The sequence below is a fragment of the Streptomyces sp. NPDC054887 genome, from assembly GCF_053610585.1.
In genome coordinates, this window is record NZ_JBSGYQ010000005.1 from 57,235 (window position 1) to 74,729 (window position 17,495).

A 17,495-nucleotide genomic window follows, 5' to 3' on the forward strand; every position below is an offset into this window, starting at 1 on the left:
TCAGCGGCGGCCGGCCGGAAGGCCGGAACCCTGGGCCAGGTCCTCGGCGAGCAGCCGTTTGGCGATCGCGTCGAAGGCCGCCGCCAGCTGCTCGTTGCCCGGCCGCCCGCCGTCCATCTCCAGCCGGTCGCCGAGCCACCGCGCCCACGCCGCGCTGATGACCTCCGCCTCGCGCGCGCCCGCCGGGGTGTGCGACAGCAGGGTGCCGTCGCGCGTGAGGTAGCCCTCGTCCACCATCCGGTCGAAGACCGGCAGCAGGACTTCCGGCGGGATGTTGCGGCGGGCGGCGATCAGGCCCAGGCCGGCGTGTCCGACGATGCGGGTCAGCAGGGCGACCTGCATCACCGCCCACGCGCCCGCGATGTCCAGCCGGGTGTCGGAGCCGCTGACGATCCACCGGGCCGTGTCCGGGCCCTTGGCGCGGAGGATCTGCGCCACGGACAGCTCCAGCAGCTTGGCCGAGTCGCCCGACATCGGGGACGCGAACCCCTCGCCCATGTCGGTCGACCCGGCGCGGGCGGCGTCCCGCAGCTTGACCTGCTTGAGGAACAGCGACACCACGAAGCCGACGAGGGCGACCGGGACCGTCCACAGGAACACCGTGTGCAGCGAGTCGGCGTACGCCTGGACGATCGGCTCCGCCTGCGCGGCCGGCAGCGCGTGCACGCCCTCCGGGCTCTGGGCCGCGCCCGTCAGAGCCTCGGGGTCGGCACCGCTCGCCCGGGCGGCCTCGGTGACGCCCGCGGTCAGGTTGGGGCGCAGGGAGTTCGCGTAGATGGTCCCGAAGACCGCCGTGCCGAACGACATGCCGAGCGTACGGAAGAAGGTGACGCCGGAGGTGGCCGTGCCGAGGTCGGCGTACTCCACGGTGTTCTGCACGGCGATGGTCAGCACCTGCATGCACAGGCCGATGCCGATGCCGAGCACGAACATGTGCAGCGACTCCAGCCAGGCGCTGGTGCCGGTGTCCATCGTGGACAGCAGGAACAGGCCGATGCCCATGACCAGCGAGCCGGCGATAGGGAAGACCCGGTACCTGCCCGTCTTGCTGACGACGTTGCCGCTGAACACCGAGGCGATGAGCAGGCCGACGATCATGGGGAGCGTACGGACGCCCGAGACCGTCGCAGAGTCCCCGTCGACGTACTGGAGGTACGTGGGCAGGAAGATCATCGCGCCGAGCATCGCGAAGCCGACGACGAAGCTGAGGATCGAGCAGACGGTGAACACCGGGTTCGAGAACAGCCGCATGGGCAGCATGGGCTCCACGGCCCGCGTCTCGGCGTAGCAGAACAGCGCCAGCGCGATCAGGCCGCCCGCGAAGAGGCCGATGATGACGCCCGAATCCCAGGCGTACTCGTTGCCGCCCCAACTCGTCGCCAGGATCAGCGCGCTCGCGCCGGCCGCGACGAGCGCGATGCCGAGGTAGTCGATGACGGGGCGGGTCGCGGAGCGCACGGACGGGATGGTGCGGGCGGCGGCGATCACGACCACGATCGCGATCGGCACGTTGACGTAGAACGCCCAGCGCCAGGTGAGGTGGTCGGTGAAGAGGCCGCCGAGGAGCGGACCGACGACGGTCGCGACGCCGAACACCGCTCCGATCGCGCCCTGGTACTTGCCGCGTTCGCGCAGCGGGATGACGTCGGCGATCAGCGCCATCGAGGTGACCATGAGGCCGCCGGCCCCGATGCCCTGGAGCGCGCGCCAGGCGATCAGCAGCGTCATGTTCGCGGAGAGGCCGCACAGGAACGAACCGGTGATGAAGACGACCGCCGAGACCTGGAAGACGACCTTGCGCCCGAAGAGGTCGCCGAACTTGCCGACGAGGACGGTGGCGACGGTCTCGGCCAGCAGGTAGGCGGTGACGACCCACGACATGTGCTCGGCGCCGCCGAGTTCCGCGACGATGGTGGGCAGCGCGGTGCCGACGATCGTCTGGTCGAGGGCCGCCAGCAGCATGCCGAGCATGATCGTTCCGAAGACGATGTTGCGCTGCCGGCGGTCGAGCACGGGCGGCGCGGAGGCCGCCGCCCGGGATGCCGGGGCCGTGTCCGGACTGGTCTCGCGGGTGGGGGTCACCCTTGCACCCTCACACCGGCGGTGGCGGGGCGCACGCGCTGTCGGCCGTACGCCGTAGGGCCCGCCCCCGGGCGGCCCACCGGGAACGGTCCGGCCGGCGGCCGGGGTCGCGCGGCCCCCGGGTGGGCAGACTGCACCGAGGGGAACACCGGGCTGAGGGGGACGGCATGGCGGACTTCGCGGTGATCGGCGGCGGCATCGCCGGACTGGCGGCGGCGCTCTTCGCCGCCAGACGCGGAAACCGCGTGACCGTCTTCGAGCGGGACACCCGCGCGCCCGGCGGCGCCTGTCTGGACGACGACTTCTTCGGCTGGCGGCGGCCCGGCGTGCCCCAGGCCGCCCAGCCGCACCTGATGCTCGGCGCCGCCCGCTCCGTGCTCCGCCAGGAGGCCCCCGACGTCTACGAGGCGATCATGCGGCTCGGGGCCCGCGAACGGCACGAGCTGGACTGGTTCGAGGAACGGCCGCCCGCCCGCCCCGGCGACGAGGACCTGGTCACCGTCCAGGCGCGGCGCATCGTCGTCGAGACGGCGCTCACCGACGCGCTGCGCGCCGAGCCGCGCGCCGCACTGCGCTACGGCGAGCCCGTCACCGGCCTGCTCGTCGACCCGTCGTCGGCCCCGCCGCGCGTCCGCGGCGTACGGACCCGGCACGGCGCGTACGAGGCCGAACTGGTGATCGACGCCGGTGGCCGCCGGTGCGCCTCGGGGGAGTGGCTGACCGGGGCCGGCTGCCGGCCCCCGGCCGTGGAGCGCCACCGTACCGGCATCGCGTACTTCTCCCGCTGGTACCGGCTGCCCGACGGGGGCGCCGACGGTCCCGTCCGGCCCTGGACCGTGGCCGGCGGACGGTTCGCCGGGTGCGCCGTCTTCCCCGCCGACAACGGCCTGTTCGCCGTCACGGTCTTCGTCCACACCGAGGATCCGACGCGCGGCGCGCTCCGCGACCCGGCCGTGTTCGAAGCGGCGGCCCGCGCCTTCCCGCCGGGCGAGGCGTGGCTGGAACTGGGGGCCCGCCCGCTCTCCCCGGTGCTCGCGACCGCCGGTCTCGACAACCGCTGGAGCGCCCTCGTCGACGACCGGGGACCCGTCGCCGCCGGCATGGTGGGCGTCGGCGACGCCGTCACCCACACCAACCCGACCCTCGGCCAGGGCATGGCGCTCGCGCTGTGGACGGCCCGCCGGGTCGCCCGGGAGACGGACTCCGCCGCCTGCCGCGGACAGGGCCCGCGCCCCGTCCCCGGTTCCCCTGACTTCGTCGCCGAGCACTACGCCTGGGCGCTGCGCACCCTCAGGCCCTGGTTCGACTACCAGGTCGTCACCGACCGCGCGGTGGGGGAGCGGTTCGCCGTACGGCAGTTCCGGCCCGGGCACGCGCGGGAGATGGCGGCGCTCTTCGAGTGCGCCCAGGAGGACCCGGAGGTGATGCGGGCCCGCGCCCGCGTCCGGCACCTCCTCGCGCCGCCCGCCGACGCGTACGGAGCCCCCGAGGTCAGGGCCCGGGTCGACGCGTGGCTCGCCGCGCGCCCCGGCTACATACCCCGCCGGCTGGGCCCCGACCGCCGGGAGTGGGACAAGATCACCGCACCGTGACGCCGGCGCCGCCTCAGCGCGCCCGCAGGACGTCCGCGAGGTCGTAGCTCACCGGCTCCTCCAACTGGGCGTACGTGCAGCTCTCCGGCGTACGGTCCTCGCGCCAGCGGCGGAACCTGGCCGTGTGCCGGAAGCGGTCGCCCTCCATGTGGTCGTACGCGACCTCGCACACCGCCTCCGGGCGCAGCGGCACCCACGACAGGTCCTTCTTGCCGGACCAGCGGCTCGGCGCACCCGGCATCCGGGCGCTCTCGTGGGCGGCGTCGTCCGCCCACGCCGCCCACGGATGGCCCTCGGGGGACTCCATCCGCAGCGGACCCAACTCGTCGATCAGCTCCTGGCGGCGGCGCATCGGGAACGCCGCGCACACCCCGACGTGCTGGAGCGCGCCCGCGTCGTCGTACAGCCCGAGCAGCAGCGAGCCGACGACGGCCCCCGTCTTGTGGAACCGGTAGCCGGCCACGACGCAGTCCGCCGTCCGCTCGTGCTTGATCTTGTACATCAGGCGGGTGTCCGGGCGGTACGGCATGGACTCCGGCTTGGCCAGCACCCCGTCGAGGCCCGCTCCCTCGAAGTGCTCGAACCACTCCTTCGCCACTTCGATGTCGTTCGTCGCGGGCGCCAGGTACACGGGCGGCGGCGCCCCCGCCAGCGCCCCGGCCAGCGCGCTGCGCCGGTACACGAAGGGGGCGTCGAGCAGGGCCTCGTCGTCCAGCGCCAGCAGGTCGAACGCGACGAAACTCGCGGGCGTCCGCTCGGCGAGCGTCCGCACCCGGGACTGCGCCGGATGGATGCGCTCGCTCAGCCGGTCGAAGTCGAGCCGGCCGTTCTGGACGACGACGATCTCACCGTCCACGACGCAGCGGGCGGGCAGCGCGGCCCGCAGCGACTCCACCAGCTCCGGGAAGTAGCGGGTCAGGGACTTCCCCGTCCGGCTGCCGATCTCGATCTCGTCGCCGTCCCGGTGGACGATCGCGCGGAACCCGTCCCACTTGGCCTCGTACTGCATGCCGGGCCCCGGCGGGATGGCGGCCACGGCCTTGGCCAGCATCGGTTTCACGGGCGGCATCACCGGCAGATCCATAGCTCGATTCTGCGACGTGTCTCCATGAAACGCCTCATATCCACCCGGGCGTGGCGGGGGCGGTCCCGGTGTGCGGCGGGCGGCGGACCGGCTTAGCGTGGCGGGCATGGGTGAAGCGGTGGAGCTGCATGCCGGAGAGCGGACCGTACGGCTGTCGAGTCCGGACAAGGTCTACTTCCCCGAGCCCGGGTACACCAAGTGGGACGTGGCGCAGTACTACCTGGCCGTGGGCGACGGCATCATCCGCGCGCTGCGCGACCGCCCGACCACGCTGGAACGTTTCCCCGAGGGGGTCGGCGGCGAGTCCTTCTTCCAGAAGCGCGTCCCGAAGAACCTCCCCGACTGGATCCCCACCGCCCGGATCGCCTTCCCCAGCGGCCGTACGGCGGACGAGATGTGTCCCACCGAGCCCGCCGCCGTCCTGTGGGCCGCGAACCTGGGCTGCCTGACCTTCCACCCCTGGCCCGTACGCCGCGACCGCCCCGAGCACCCCGACGAACTGCGCATCGACCTCGACCCCCAGCCCGGCACCGACTTCGGGGACGCGGTCAGGGCCGCCCACGAACTCCACGCCCTGCTCGACGAACACGGTCTGCGCGGCTGGCCGAAGACCTCCGGCGGCCGCGGCCTGCACGTGTACGTGCCCATCGAGCCCCGCTGGACGTTCACCGAGGTGCGCCGCTGCGCCATCGCCGTCGGCCGCGAACTCCAGCGGCGCATGCCGCAGCGGGTCACCACCGCGTGGTGGAAGGAGGAACGCGGCGAGAAGATCTTCGTCGACTACAACCAGACGGCCCGCGACCGCACCATCGCCTCCGCGTACTCCGTACGGCCGCGCCCGCACGCCCCCGTGTCCGCACCGCTGACCTGGGACGAACTCGACGAAGCAGATCCCCGCGCCTTCGACATCGCCACCATGCCGGTGCGCTTCGCCGAACTCGGCGACGTCCACGCGGACATGGACGACCACGCGTTCGGCCTGGAGAGCCTGCTGGAGCTCGCGGAACGCCACGAACACGACCACGGGCTGGGCGACATGCCGTACCCGCCGGACTACCCCAAGATGCCGGGGGAGCCGAAACGCGTCGCGCCGAGCAGGGCGAAGCGCGAGGAAGCGTGAGCAGCGCGTGAACGGGCCACCGGCCGGCGAGGCCGACTCCGCGCACGGCGCTCACGGCAGACCGCCGACGCGCGCGGAGAAGTGGGCGGCCTTCAAGGAGTCGCCGTTCCTGCCCGCACTCGTGCTGGTGTTCATCCTCGCCCTCGCCGCAGGGCTGTTCGCCGGCTCCTACACGTACACGATGGCCAACCCCACCCCGCACCGGATCCCGACCGCCGTCGTCGGGGACGTGCGGGACGGGGACGGGCGGGCGTTCGTCACCGGCATGGAGCGGGCGCTCAACACCTCGCTGGTCCTGACCCCGTACGCCACGGACGCCGGGGCGCGCGAAGCCCTCGACGAGCAGGAGGAGTTCGCGATCCTGCGCACGAGGGGCGCCGGCGTGGAACTCGACGTGGCGGGCGCGTCGGGCGCCTCCGTCGCGCAGGTGCTCGCCGAGACGGGCGTGAAGGTCGGCCGGCAGACCGGTGTGCCCGTCGTCATCAGGGACATCAAGCCGTTGCAGGAGGGGGATCCGCGCGGACTCGCCCTCTTCTACGTCTCGCTCGCCGCCGTCATCATCGGATTCGTCGGCGCCATCCAGCTCAGCGTGCACGCCCGCGCCCTGAATCCGGCGGAACGGATCGCCTTCACCGTCGCCTACTCACTCCTCGGCGCCTTCGCGATCGCCGCCGTCGTGGACTGGCTGCTGGGCGCGCTCGACCTGCCCTTCGCCGAGTCGTGGCTGATCCTCGCCCTGACGATGTTCACCTCGGGCATGGTCTTCACGATGTTCAACACCCTGATCGGACGCTGGGCGATGCTGCCGACCTGGGGCCTCATGGTCCTCCTCGGCAACCCGTCGTCGGGCGGCGCGGTGTCCTGGCCACTGCTGCCGTCCGCACTGGGCCACATCGGCCGGTGGCTGCCACCGGGCGCGTCCGTCAACGCCCAGCACACGGCCGTCTACTTCGAGGGCCACCAGCACCTCTTCCCCTTCCTGGTCCTCGGCGGCTGGGCGCTGGTCGCCTGCACGGTGTTCGGTGTGTACCGCCACCGGCACCCCGGCGGCCGCGACCGCGTGCCCGCGCACGCGGCCGCGCCCGCCGGGGCGTGAGGCGTGCGGCCTACAGCTGCTTGACGCGGATGTCGCGGTACGAGATCACGTCGGTGGTCCCGTGGACCTGGAGGCCGATGTAGCCGGAGGCGTACCGCCGGCCGTCCGTCCCCGGGTCGTCGCCGCGCGGCGGGTGGAAGTCCTGCCCGCCGGTGTTGTCGAACTCGTTGATCAGGACGCCGTTGCGGAAGACCGAGTAGTGCTGGCCCTTCACCCGGATCTCGTAGTCGTTCCAGGTACCCTTCGGGGTGACGCCCGCCCCGCCGAGACCCACCCGGTCGAAGCCGTAGACCGACCCGGACTTGTACATGTCACCGTCCGGGCGGTCCAGGATCTGCACCTCGTGCCCGTACTTGATGGCGACCCACTCCGGACGCGGCTCCTCCGGATGGTCGTGGACCTGCGGGAAGCGCACGAAGACACCGGCGTTGGCGTTGCCCGTCCCCGGCGCGTCGTCGCGCCAGCGGAGCCTGAGCGAGAAGTCCTCGTACCTGCGCTCGGGGAACCACAGCATGCCCATGCCGGGCGTCGTGGCGCTGCTGGTCATCGAGCCGTCCGCGTTCAGGCCGAACGAGCCGCCGCCCACCTGCTGCCACTTGGCGAAGGAGGACCGCGTACCGTCGAACAGATCCCGGTAGCCGGCCGTCCGGCCGGGCTCGCCGATGCCGGACTGCCGGGCCGCGCGGTAGATCTTCCGGCGCTCCCGCTCGTCGACGACACCGTCGTACAGCAGCTTGTCGAGGACCTTGTCGACGTGCTTCAGGAACAGGGCCTGGGAGCTCCACTCCCGCTCGTCCTCGATCAGCTCGTTGATGGTGCACCGGTTGCGGGTGATCCGGTTGGGCACGCCCGTGTCGACGGTGCCGACGACGACCGTCAGCCGCTCGTCGTGCTCGGGGCAGTTCGGCGCGGGCACGCCGCCGCCTTCCGCGATCGTGAAGGCCACCCGCTTGGCGACGGACGTGTTGCCCGCCTTGTCGGTGGCGCGGTGGTCGATGGTGTGCCGCCCGACGCGGTCGACGATCACCGGTGTGGTGTACGCCAGGTACGGGCCGCCGTCGAGCGAGTACTCGACCTTGTCGACGCCCGAGCCGCCCGCGTCCGTCGCGGTGAGCGTCACCTTCGCGCTGGTGATGTACGCGCCGTCGGCGTTCTTGTCGCCGGTCACCGTCGCCGTGGTCTCCGGCGGGGTCTTGTCCTCGGTCGGCGGTGCGACGACCGTGAAGTCGACGGCCTTCTCGGCGGCGGTGTTGCCGGCCCTGTCGGTGGCCCGGTAGCGCACCTTGTGCGTGCCCGTCCCCTGCACCACGACCGGACCGGCGTACGTCGTCCAGGCGCCGTCCGCCCCGAGCGCGTACTGGATGGTGTTGACGCCCGAGCCGGTGTCGGACGCGGTCACCGTGACCGTCGCCGTGCCGAGGTACCGGCCCTGCGCGTCCTTCGCACCGCTGACCGTCGCCGAGGTCTCCGGCGGTGTGGTGTCGTCGCTCGGCGGGGCGACGACGGTGAAGTCGACGGCCTTCTCGGCGGCGGTGTTGCCCGCCTTGTCGGTGGCCCGGTAGCGGACCTTGTGCGTACCGACCTGGTGGACCATGACCGGCGCGGTGTACGGCTGCCACACCCCGTCCGCGCCGATCGCGTACTCCGTCCTGTCCACCCCGGAGCCCGCGTCGGTCGCCGTGACGCTCACCGACGCGTGTCCGACGTACGCGCCGTCGGCGTTCCGCTCGCCCTCCACCTTCGCGGAGGTCTCCGGCGCGGTCGTGTCGTCGCCGCCTCCGTCGGTGACGGTGAGGATGCCCTGCATTGAGCCGTGGCCGGGAATGGTGCAGTGGTAGAAGTACCGGCCGGGCGTGAGGGTGACGGTCGCGGTGTGCCTGCCGCCCTGGGCGTCGCTCGGGTTGGCGAGGATGTTCAGCTGTACGTCGTTGTTGAACTCGGGGTCCGAGACGTCGAACGTCAGCGTGTGCGGCATCCCGGTGGTGTTGCCGGTCGCCGCGCTGTTCTCGAAGACGATCGTCGTCTCGCCCGCCACCGCCGTCCTCGGGAAGGTGGGATAGCGGTCGATGGGGTCGCCCGCGGTCCAGGTGAGGGTCTGGGCGGCCGCGTCGTCCGGGGCCGCCGCGTCGTCCTCACGGCCGTACGCCGCCGTCGACGTCAGGCCGAGGACCATCAGGAGGGCCGCCGCCAGCACGGTCCACAGGTGAGGGGTTCTCCGTTTCAGCCGCACCGCCTACTCCCCCTTCCCGGCCAGGTCCGCGGCGGCCGGAGTCGGCTCGCCGCCCTTGTACGTCACGCGCCACAGCGCCGACTTGGCGTCCGAGGTGAAGAACCCGCGCCCGTAGTCGAGGACGTACAGCGAGCCGTCCGGCCCGAACTTCCAGTCCATGAGGTTGCGGATGCCGTCCGCGCCCACCGGAATGATCTTCTTCAGCGACTCGGCGTGCGTGGGCAGCCCGCCGTCGCCTGCGGTCTTCGGGTCGGTCAGCACCGCGTGGCGCGGCTGGTCGCCGTCGTAGAAGTCCCCGACGAACCACTTGCCGTCCCAGTAGGACGGCCACTTGTCCGGGCTGTCGCTCGCCGGGTCGTGGCGGTAGACCGGGCCGTTCATGGTCGCCTGACCGCCGCCCTTGAGCCACGGCAGCAGCAGCTTCTGCTCCTCCTGCTTGTAGCTCGGCACACCGGCGGCGTCCCGCGGATAGTCGACGCCGCCGCCCTGGGGCGAGTACCAGATGGTGTTGGGGGTGACCGGCGGCAGGTTGACCAGGCCGTCGTTGTGCGGGGACTCGTTCTTCGGCCGGTCGCAGTCGTACCAGCCCAGCGGCTTCGCGGGGTCGGGCAGATTGCGGTCGCGGTACGGCTGGTTGTTGCCCATGCAGTACGGCCAGCCGTGGTTGCCCGGCTTCGTGATCGCGGCGAACGTGTCGTACTTCGCCGGGCCCCAGGTGGTGCTGGGCGCGCCGGCGTCCGGGCCGACCCAGCCGGCGTACAGGATGTCGGTCTTCGGATCGACGGCGATACGGGCGGGGTTGCGCACGCCCATCACGTAGATCTCGCCGCGCGTTCTGCCGCCGCCCTCGTCCGGCTCCTCGCCGGTGAAGAGGTTGCCGGCGGGAAGCGTGTACGTGCCGTCGTCCTCGGGGTGGATCCGCAGGATCTTGCCGTTGAGGTTGTTGGTGTTGCCCGCCGTGCGCCGGGCGTCCGCGAAGGACAGGCCCTTGAAGTTCGGCTCCGGGTTGTTGCCCGAGTAACCGTCGCTGAAGCGGGAGGAGTTGTTGTCACCCGTCGCGATGTAGAGGTTCTGCTTCGAGTCCCACGCCATGCCGCCGCCCGCGTGGCAGCAGCTGTGGATCTGCACCGGCCACTTGAGCAGGACCTTCTCCGAGGCGAGGTCCAGCTTGTTGGTGGCGAGGTCGAGCGTGAAGCGCGAGACGCGGCGCTCTGCCGTACGGGTGTCGCGGTCGATCCGCGCGTGAGGGGTGTAGTGCAGGTACACCCAGCCGTTGGTGAGGAAGTCCGGGTCCGTCTCGACGCCGAGCAGGCCCTCCTCGTTCTTGACCAGCTCGTCGCCGCCGCCCTTGTTGCCGAAGACGGTGAGGGCGCCCGCGAACGTCACCTTCTTCGTCCTCGGGTCGTAGACGTGGACCTGGCCCTGCCCCTTGCCGATGTCGGGGTCGCTCCAGTCGGTGACCACCGGAGCGTCTGCGTCGCCGCCGCCCCGGCCGATGTAGAGGACCCGGCCGTCCTCGGCGGTGGCCAGTCCGTGCGGTTCGCCGATCTGGTCCGAACGGCCGGGCTGGTTGGGCGCGGTGAGGCGCTCGGCCCGGTAGTGGGCGTTGATGCCCGCCTTGCAGTCGGCGCGGGCGATGCGCGCGGTCCACTGGAGGGCGCCGCGCAGGTGGTCGCGGAAGTCCGTCTCCTGGAAGGACTCGGGCGTACCGCCCATGCCGGTGTAGAAGGACCGGCCGCCGTCGTAGTCGCGGCACCAGGACACCGGGTGGTCCCAGCCGTTCGCGCCGGTCCCCGGCCTGTACGTCGCCTCCCGGACGCGGGCCACGGTGTGGACGTCGCCGGACGGGTTCTTCGTCCAGTTCAGCCACCTGTCGGGGCGCTTCCACTGGAGCGGGAGGCCCTTCGTCGCGGGGTGTTGCCGGTCGCCGACTTCCACGGTCGCACGCTGTACGTTCGCGGGCCCGCCCACGGCGGGCCGCGCGCCGATCAGGCCGCCGAACCAGTCGGAGTACGGCTCGGTGCGCGCCGCGTCGTGGATGCCGAGGAAGCCGCCGCCGGCCTCCATGTACGCCTCCAGGCCCGCCTCCTGCTCCGGGTCCAGCACGTCGCCGCCGCCCGTCAGGAACACGACGGCGTTGAACCTGCCCAGCCTGGCGGTGGTGAAGACGGACGGGTCGTCCGTCGCCTCGACGCGGAAGCGCTGGGCGGCCGGGCCGGACCGGCCGATCGTCTCGATGGCCGCGATGCCGGCATCGACCGCGGGGGACTCGTCGGCGGCGGCCGATCCGTGGAACACCAGCACACGGACGTTGGCCCCGCCGGGCGGAGACGGGAGATCGGGTAACGACAACGTTGTCGGGGGCGCGGGAGGCGGCTGCGGATACGGTCCGGCGGAGGCCGGTGCGCCGCCGAGCAGTCCGGATGCGACGACTCCGGCCGTCAGTACGGCGGCCAGGCCGCGTCGTTGTCTTGACCGGTGATGTGGTGCGCGCTGCATGTGTTCACCCATCCCTCAGTGGTCACGGGAACGGCCGATGAAGCTAGACCTCTTTTCGTGCCGCGCCAAGAGGGACGACCGCAATGGCGCCAACTTTGTCCTTGCTGTGGATGAACGGCACCGCCCCCGCTACGGTGTGGCCGTCGATCTCCGATGCGTGCGTGGGGAGTTGGGCCATGGACAGAAGGAGCTTCAACCGGCGGTTGCTGGCGGGCGGCGCGGTCGCCGCAGCCGGGGTGACATCGTTGTCGGTGGCGGATTCCGCCCCGTCGGCCGCGGCGGCGGAAGCCCCGCCGAGGACGGCGCCGGGCGGCGGACAGGTCCACCGGCTGAAGATGTACGCCGAGAAACTGCCCGACGGGCAGCTCGGTTACGGGTTCGAGAAGGGCGGGGCGACGGTCCCGGGGCCGCTGATCGAGCTGATCGAGGGCGACACCGCGCACATCGAGTTCGAGAACACCCTGGACGTGCCCGCCAGCCTCCACGTGCACGGTGTCGACTACGACGTCGCCAGTGACGGCACCAGGCTGAGCCGCAGCCATGTGGAGCCCGGCGGCACCAGGACGTACACCTGGCGCACGCATCTGCCGGGCCGGCGCAAGGACGGCACCTGGCGGTCCGGGAGCGCGGGCTACTGGCACTACCACGACCATGTGGTGGGGACGGACCACGGAACCGGCGGCATTCGCAAGGGGCTCTACGGCGGGGTGATCGTGCGGCGCAAGGGCGACATCCTGCCGGACAGGACCTTCACCATCGTCTTCAACGACATGACCGTCAACAACCGGCCGGGACACCGGAGTCCGGACTTCCGGGCGACGGTGGGGGACCGGGTGGAGATCCTCATGATCACGCACGGCGAGTTCTACCACACGTTCCACATGCACGGGCACCGGTGGGCGGACAACCGGACGGGGCTGCTGGCGGGCCCCGACGACACCAGCCGGATCATCGACAACAAGATCACTGGACCGGCCGACTCGTTCGGGTTCCAGATCATCGCCGGAGAACACGTCGGGGCCGGCGCCTGGATGTACCACTGCCACGTCCAGAGCCACTCCGACATGGGGATGGCCGGGCTGTTCCTGGTGGCCAAACCCGACGGCACGATCCCCGGGCACGAGCCGCACCATCCCCGGGGGCACGCGCACCGGACGCCGCCGTGAGGCGTCACCGGCCGCCCGCGCCGCACCGGAGGCGCCGGTCAGCCGCGGACCTCCGCGGCGAGCCGATCGAGGCGGGCGGTGGTGAGTTCCAGCCACCGCACGTCCGCCTCCAGGTGGAACAGGGCGTGCTCGCGGATCAGCCGGCCGGCCAGGGGGCCCTCGGACTTGCGCAGGGTGAGTTCGCGCATCAGGCGCAGGTGCTCGGCCCGCTGGGCGTCGAGCAGCCGCTCGGCGCTGCGGCCGCTCAGCAGGGCCAGCACGACCTTGGTGTAGAGGGCCGTCCGCAGGTACGGGTCGGGGTCCTCGGGCCGGCCGAGCCAGTTCTCGACGTCGCTCACGCCCGCTTCGGTGATGGCGTACCGCTTCCGCTCCGGGCCCGCCCCCGCCTCGATGCCGTCGATCTCCACCAGGCCGTTGCGCAGCAGCCGCGCCATGGTCGAGTAGACCTGCCCGTAGTGCAGCGGGCGGTCGTGACCGAAGCGGTCGTCGTAGGCGCGCTTGAGGTCGTACCCGTGACGGGGCCCCGACTCCAGAAGCCCGAGCAGGGCGTGGCCGATGGACATGCCGGCACTCTACACGCGGTGTATACGCACGAGGCGAAACGCCGCCGGCCGCCGCGTTGACCGGACGTTGAGCAGACGTTGATCTCCGCGGTGAAGGGTGGAGCGCATGATCACCACTACCGAACTCCCCTGGCAGGAGACCGCCCTGTGCGCCCAGGCGGGGCCCGAGTTCTTCTTTCCCGCTCCCGGCAGCTCGACCCGCGAGGCCAAGCAGCTGTGCGGCGCCTGCGAAGGGCGGGTCGCCTGCCTGGAGTACGCCCTCACGAACGACGAGCGGTTCGGCGTCTGGGGCGGACTCTCCGAGAAGGAACGGCTGCGCCTCAGGCGCGGCCCGCGTTGAGCCGCGAGGCCCCCTGGCACGGCGACCGCCCGGCGTACATGCTGAGGTCCGCACCGTCCGCGCACGGCTGGGGGAGACGCCATGGATGAGTACGACTACGTTGTGGTGGGCGCCGGTTCGGCGGGCTGCGTGCTCGGCGCGCGCCTGTCCGAGGACCCCACGGTGCGGGTCGCGGTCGTCGAGTCCGGAGGCAGCGACCGCCGGACCGAGATCCGGGTCCCCGCCGCGTTCCCCAAGCTCTTCAAGACGGCGTACGACTGGAACTTCAGCACCGCGCGGCAGGACGGGCTGGCCGGCCGCGAGCTGTACTGGCCGCGCGGACACGTGGTGGGCGGCTGCTCGTCGGTCAACGCCATGATGTGGGTGCGGGGCCACCGCGACGACTACGACGCGTGGGGCGAGGCCGCGGGCGAGGAATGGTCGTACGAGGGGATCGCACCCTACTTCCGGCGCGCCGAGCGCTGGACGGGCCCCGCGGACGGCCGTTCGGTGTACGGGACGCGGGGGCCGATGGTCCTCTCGCCGCCGCGCGACCCGAACCCGACGACGGCCGCCTTCCTCGACGCGTGCCGCGGCGCCGGGCTCGCCGAGCTCGCGGAACTCAACGTCCCCGACCCCAGCGGGTTCGCGCCGACGTCCGTCAACCAGCGTGCGGGGCGCAGATGGAGCACGGCCGACGGCTACCTGAAGCCGGCCGCCCGGCGGCGCAACCTCGACGTCGTCACGGGCACGCGGGTGCGGCGGCTGGCGTTCGAGGGCACACGCGTGACGGGAGTGGTGACGAACGGCGGCACGGTGCTGCGCGCCCGGAGGGAGGTGATCCTCAGCGCGGGGGCCGTCGGATCGCCGCAGCTGCTGATGCTCTCGGGCATCGGGGACCCGGACCACCTGCGCGAGGCCGGTGTGCGGCCGCGCGTCGCCTCCCCCGAGGTCGGCCGGCATCTGAAGGACCACCTGTCCACGGCGGTGGCCGTGCGCTGCCCGCTGCCGGTCACCCTGACGGGCGCGGACACCCTCGCCAACGTGGCGCGATTCCTGCTGGCCGGGCGCGGGCCGCTCACCTCGAACGTGGGGGAGGCGGTCGCGTTCGTACGCAGTACGCCGGAACTGGCGGCGCCCGACCTGGAGCTGATCTTCGCTCCCGGGCCGTTCGTCGACCACGGTCTCACGCCGCCGGCCGAGCACGGCATCACGATCGGCGTCGTCCTGCTCCAGCCGGAGAGCGAAGGGCGCGTCACGCTCGCCGGTGACCACGTCGACACGGCGCCCCGCATCGACCCCGGGTACCTGGCGGACGAGTCCGACCTGCGGCGACTGGTGGCGGGCGTGCGCCGGGCCGAGGCACTGCTGGCACAGCCCGCGCTGGCGCCGTTCACGGCCGGCCCCCTGGCGCCGTACCCGGGGATCGTCGACGACGAGACGCTGGCCAAGGCCGTCCGGGAGTCCGCCGAGACGCTCTACCACCCCGTCGGCACCTGCCGGATGGGCGCCGACGAGGCGTCGGTGACCGATCCGAGGCTGCGGGTCAGGGGGGTGCGGGGGCTGCGGGTCGTCGACGCCTCGGTGATGCCGGGCATCACCCGGGGGCACACGCAGGCCCCGACCGTGGCCATCGCGGAGAAGGCGGCGGAGCTGATCCGCGAGGACGCGCGGGCGTAGCTCAGGCGGCGGGGATGCGGAACGTCTCGCCGTACATCTGCCACACCAGCGGCGGTTCCAGGCCGAGGTTGCCGGCGCGCAGGAACGCGCGCTGCGCGGTGTCGATGCGCGACGTGTCCTCGTGCCCCTTCTTGACCTTCATCACCGCGCGTCCGGCGTCCAGGAAGGCGTTGAGGTACGCCTGCTCGTCGCCGCCCTCGGCGACGGTCCTGGCGGACCTCATGGCCTCGTCGCGGATGCCGTAGAAGCCCTTCGGGCCGACGCCGGGGCCGTGCAGCACCATCGCGTCGTAGTAGACGAACTGGCCCAGCGTGCCGAGGCCGTCCATCTTCGCCATGCGGACGGCCGGCCGGAAGTAGATCCTGTCCCGGGTCTCGTCCTGCGCCCTGCGGAAGGCCGGGCTCTCGGCGGCCTTCGCCCACGCCGCCCGGAAGCCGGGGTCGAGGCCCTCGTGGGACGCCGTGCCGTCCACCGCGCGCAGGGCGGGCAGGTAGGGGGCGAGCGGGTTGTCCGGGTGGTCCTCGGTGTAGCCCTCGACGAGCTGGAGCATGTCGTTGGTGCCGGAGCAGAAGCCGATGACGCCGGCGGTGTAGCCGCAGCCGTCGCCGATGTCCTCGATGGTGGCGTACTGGCCGCGCCAGTTCAGGGTGGAGTTCTCGGCGCTCGCCACGATCCGCGAGGCGATCTCCTTCTTGTCCGGGGCCGCGAGGCCGGCCGGCATCCGGGCGATCCGCCGGTCCAGCGCCTTCTGCTCCCGTATCTCCCGGTCCGTCCGCTTCTTCGGCTCGGGCGTCTTCGGGCCGGCGGCCTTGGCCGGCACGTCCGACGACGGCACTTCCGAGCTCTTGCCTCCGAGGACGAGCGAGACGGCGATGGCGAGCGGAGCGCCCACGAGCGCGAGGCGGGTCAGTGGTTTCACGCCGCACAGCGTACGGGGCGGCCGGACGGGCGCCGCCCCCGCTCCCGCCCCGGCGGGCAGGCTCCGCTCGGGCTCACCCAGCGCGGCCCCCGGCCGACATACAGCGGGCGGCGGGGGCCGCCGGGGGTCAGGAGGCGGCGCGGGCGGCCATCCGGGCCTTGCGCGCGGCCAGCTTCTCGTCGAACTTGCTGGCCTCGGTGTCCAGCCCGTGCATGTAGAGGCCGAGCTCCTCCTGCGCCTTGAGGCCCTCCGGGCCGAGCCCGTCGATGTCCAGGACCTTCAGGTAGCGCAGGACCGGCTGGAGCACGTCGTCGTGGTGGATCCGCATGTTGTAGATCTCGCCGATCGCCATCTGCGCGGCGGCCCGCTCGAAGCCCGGCATGCCGTGTCCGGGCATGCGGAAGTTGACGACCACGTCCCGTACGGACTGCATGGTCAGATCGGGGGCGAGCTCGAAGGCCGCGCCCAGCAGGTTGCGGTAGAAGACCATGTGCAGGTTCTCGTCGGTCGCGATGCGCGCCAGCATGCGGTCGCAGACGGGGTCGCCCGACTGGTGGCCGGTGTTGCGGTGCGAGACGCGCGTCGCGAGCTCCTGGAAGGCGACGTACGCGACGGAGTGCAGCATCGAGTGGCGGTTGTCGGACTCGAAGCCCTCCGCCATGTGCGCCATGCGGAACTGCTCGAGCTTGTCCGGGTCGACGGCACGCGAGGTGAGCAGGTAGTCACGCATCACGATGCCGTGCCGTCCCTCCTCGGCCGTCCAGCGGTGCACCCAGGTGCCCCAGGCGCCGTCGCGGCCGAAGAGGGTGGCGATCTCGTGGTGGTAGCTGGGCAGGTTGTCCTCGGTCAGCAGGTTCACGACGAGCGCGATCTTGCCGATGTCGGTGACCTTCGACTGCTCCGGCTCCCATGCCTGTCCGTCGTCGAACTGGCCCGGGAAGTTGCGGCCGTCGGAGAACGGCACGTACTCGTGCGGCATCCAGTCCTTGGCGACCTTGAGATGGCGGTTGAGTTCCTTCTCCACCACCTCTTCCAGCGCGTACAGCAGTCGGGCGTCGGTCCACGCGTCCGAACTGCCGAGTTGGGGAGAGGTGATCGTCACTGGTGCTCCTGGGGACGGGGGCGGGGGGCATGAAATACCTACG

The 17,495-nt window shown here is 72.1% G+C and carries 13 protein-coding genes; 6 read left to right on the plus strand and 7 right to left on the minus strand.

The window, feature by feature from the left end; translation table 11 throughout:
- On the minus strand, positions 1 to 2,082 hold the full coding sequence (locus tag ACWGH0_RS04355) for an MDR family MFS transporter (protein WP_453402608.1): 2,082 nt from the start codon (positions 2,080 to 2,082) through the stop codon (positions 1 to 3).
- Positions 2,083 to 2,249: 167 nt separating this feature from the next.
- On the opposite strand from ACWGH0_RS04355, the gene ACWGH0_RS04360 reads away from it, so the two are divergent.
- Complete coding sequence (locus ACWGH0_RS04360) at positions 2,250 to 3,674, plus strand: NAD(P)/FAD-dependent oxidoreductase (RefSeq protein WP_453402609.1); 1,425 nt, start codon at positions 2,250 to 2,252, stop codon at positions 3,672 to 3,674.
- Positions 3,675 to 3,687: 13 nt separating this feature from the next.
- Here the strand turns inward: ACWGH0_RS04360 and ACWGH0_RS04365 are convergent, their stop codons facing one another.
- The gene (locus tag ACWGH0_RS04365; protein WP_453402610.1) at positions 3,688 to 4,758 is read right to left on the minus strand and encodes an ATP-dependent DNA ligase; all 1,071 of its coding nucleotides are present in this window, start codon (positions 4,756 to 4,758) and stop codon (positions 3,688 to 3,690) included.
- A 106-nt stretch (positions 4,759 to 4,864) separates the two neighbouring features.
- Between ACWGH0_RS04365 and ligD the strand changes: the two genes are divergently transcribed.
- Entirely contained in the window at positions 4,865 to 5,878 is a 1,014-nt protein-coding gene (gene ligD, locus ACWGH0_RS04370) for a non-homologous end-joining DNA ligase (protein WP_453402611.1), read from the plus strand.
- A gap of 7 nt (positions 5,879 to 5,885) precedes the next feature.
- The gene (locus ACWGH0_RS04375) at positions 5,886 to 6,974 is read left to right on the plus strand and encodes an ABC transporter permease (protein WP_453402612.1); all 1,089 of its coding nucleotides are present in this window, start codon (positions 5,886 to 5,888) and stop codon (positions 6,972 to 6,974) included.
- 10 nt (positions 6,975 to 6,984) lie between these two features.
- On the opposite strand, the gene ACWGH0_RS04380 is transcribed toward ACWGH0_RS04375, so the two are convergent.
- Entirely contained in the window at positions 6,985 to 9,147 is a 2,163-nt protein-coding gene (locus ACWGH0_RS04380) for an OmpL47-type beta-barrel domain-containing protein (RefSeq protein ID WP_453402705.1), read from the minus strand.
- Positions 9,148 to 9,207: 60 nt separating this feature from the next.
- The gene (locus ACWGH0_RS04385; protein WP_453402613.1) at positions 9,208 to 11,703 is read right to left on the minus strand and encodes a ThuA domain-containing protein; all 2,496 of its coding nucleotides are present in this window, start codon (positions 11,701 to 11,703) and stop codon (positions 9,208 to 9,210) included.
- Between the two features lie 176 nt (positions 11,704 to 11,879).
- Between ACWGH0_RS04385 and ACWGH0_RS04390 the strand changes: the two genes are divergently transcribed.
- On the plus strand, positions 11,880 to 12,869 hold the full coding sequence (locus tag ACWGH0_RS04390) for a multicopper oxidase domain-containing protein (protein ID WP_453402614.1): 990 nt from the start codon (positions 11,880 to 11,882) through the stop codon (positions 12,867 to 12,869).
- Positions 12,870 to 12,907: 38 nt separating this feature from the next.
- Here the strand turns inward: ACWGH0_RS04390 and ACWGH0_RS04395 are convergent, their stop codons facing one another.
- Positions 12,908 to 13,432: a PadR family transcriptional regulator gene (locus tag ACWGH0_RS04395; RefSeq protein WP_453402615.1), complete on the minus strand. Its 525-nt coding sequence runs from the start codon at positions 13,430 to 13,432 to the stop codon at positions 12,908 to 12,910.
- A 106-nt stretch (positions 13,433 to 13,538) separates the two neighbouring features.
- On the opposite strand from ACWGH0_RS04395, the gene ACWGH0_RS04400 reads away from it, so the two are divergent.
- A complete protein-coding gene (locus ACWGH0_RS04400; RefSeq protein WP_453402616.1) occupies positions 13,539 to 13,772 on the plus strand; it encodes a WhiB family transcriptional regulator in 234 nt (77 codons plus the stop codon).
- An 81-nt stretch (positions 13,773 to 13,853) separates the two neighbouring features.
- Complete coding sequence (locus ACWGH0_RS04405; RefSeq protein WP_453402617.1) at positions 13,854 to 15,431, plus strand: GMC family oxidoreductase; 1,578 nt, start codon at positions 13,854 to 13,856, stop codon at positions 15,429 to 15,431.
- Between the two features lies 1 nt (position 15,432).
- On the opposite strand, the gene ACWGH0_RS04410 is transcribed toward ACWGH0_RS04405, so the two are convergent.
- The gene (locus ACWGH0_RS04410; protein WP_453402706.1) at positions 15,433 to 16,341 is read right to left on the minus strand and encodes a chitosanase; all 909 of its coding nucleotides are present in this window, start codon (positions 16,339 to 16,341) and stop codon (positions 15,433 to 15,435) included.
- 136 nt (positions 16,342 to 16,477) lie between these two features.
- Positions 16,478 to 17,452 (minus strand): acyl-ACP desaturase, encoded by a 975-nt coding sequence (locus ACWGH0_RS04415; protein WP_453402618.1) that lies wholly within the window; start codon positions 17,450 to 17,452, stop codon positions 16,478 to 16,480.
- Positions 17,453 to 17,495 lie beyond the last annotated feature (43 nt).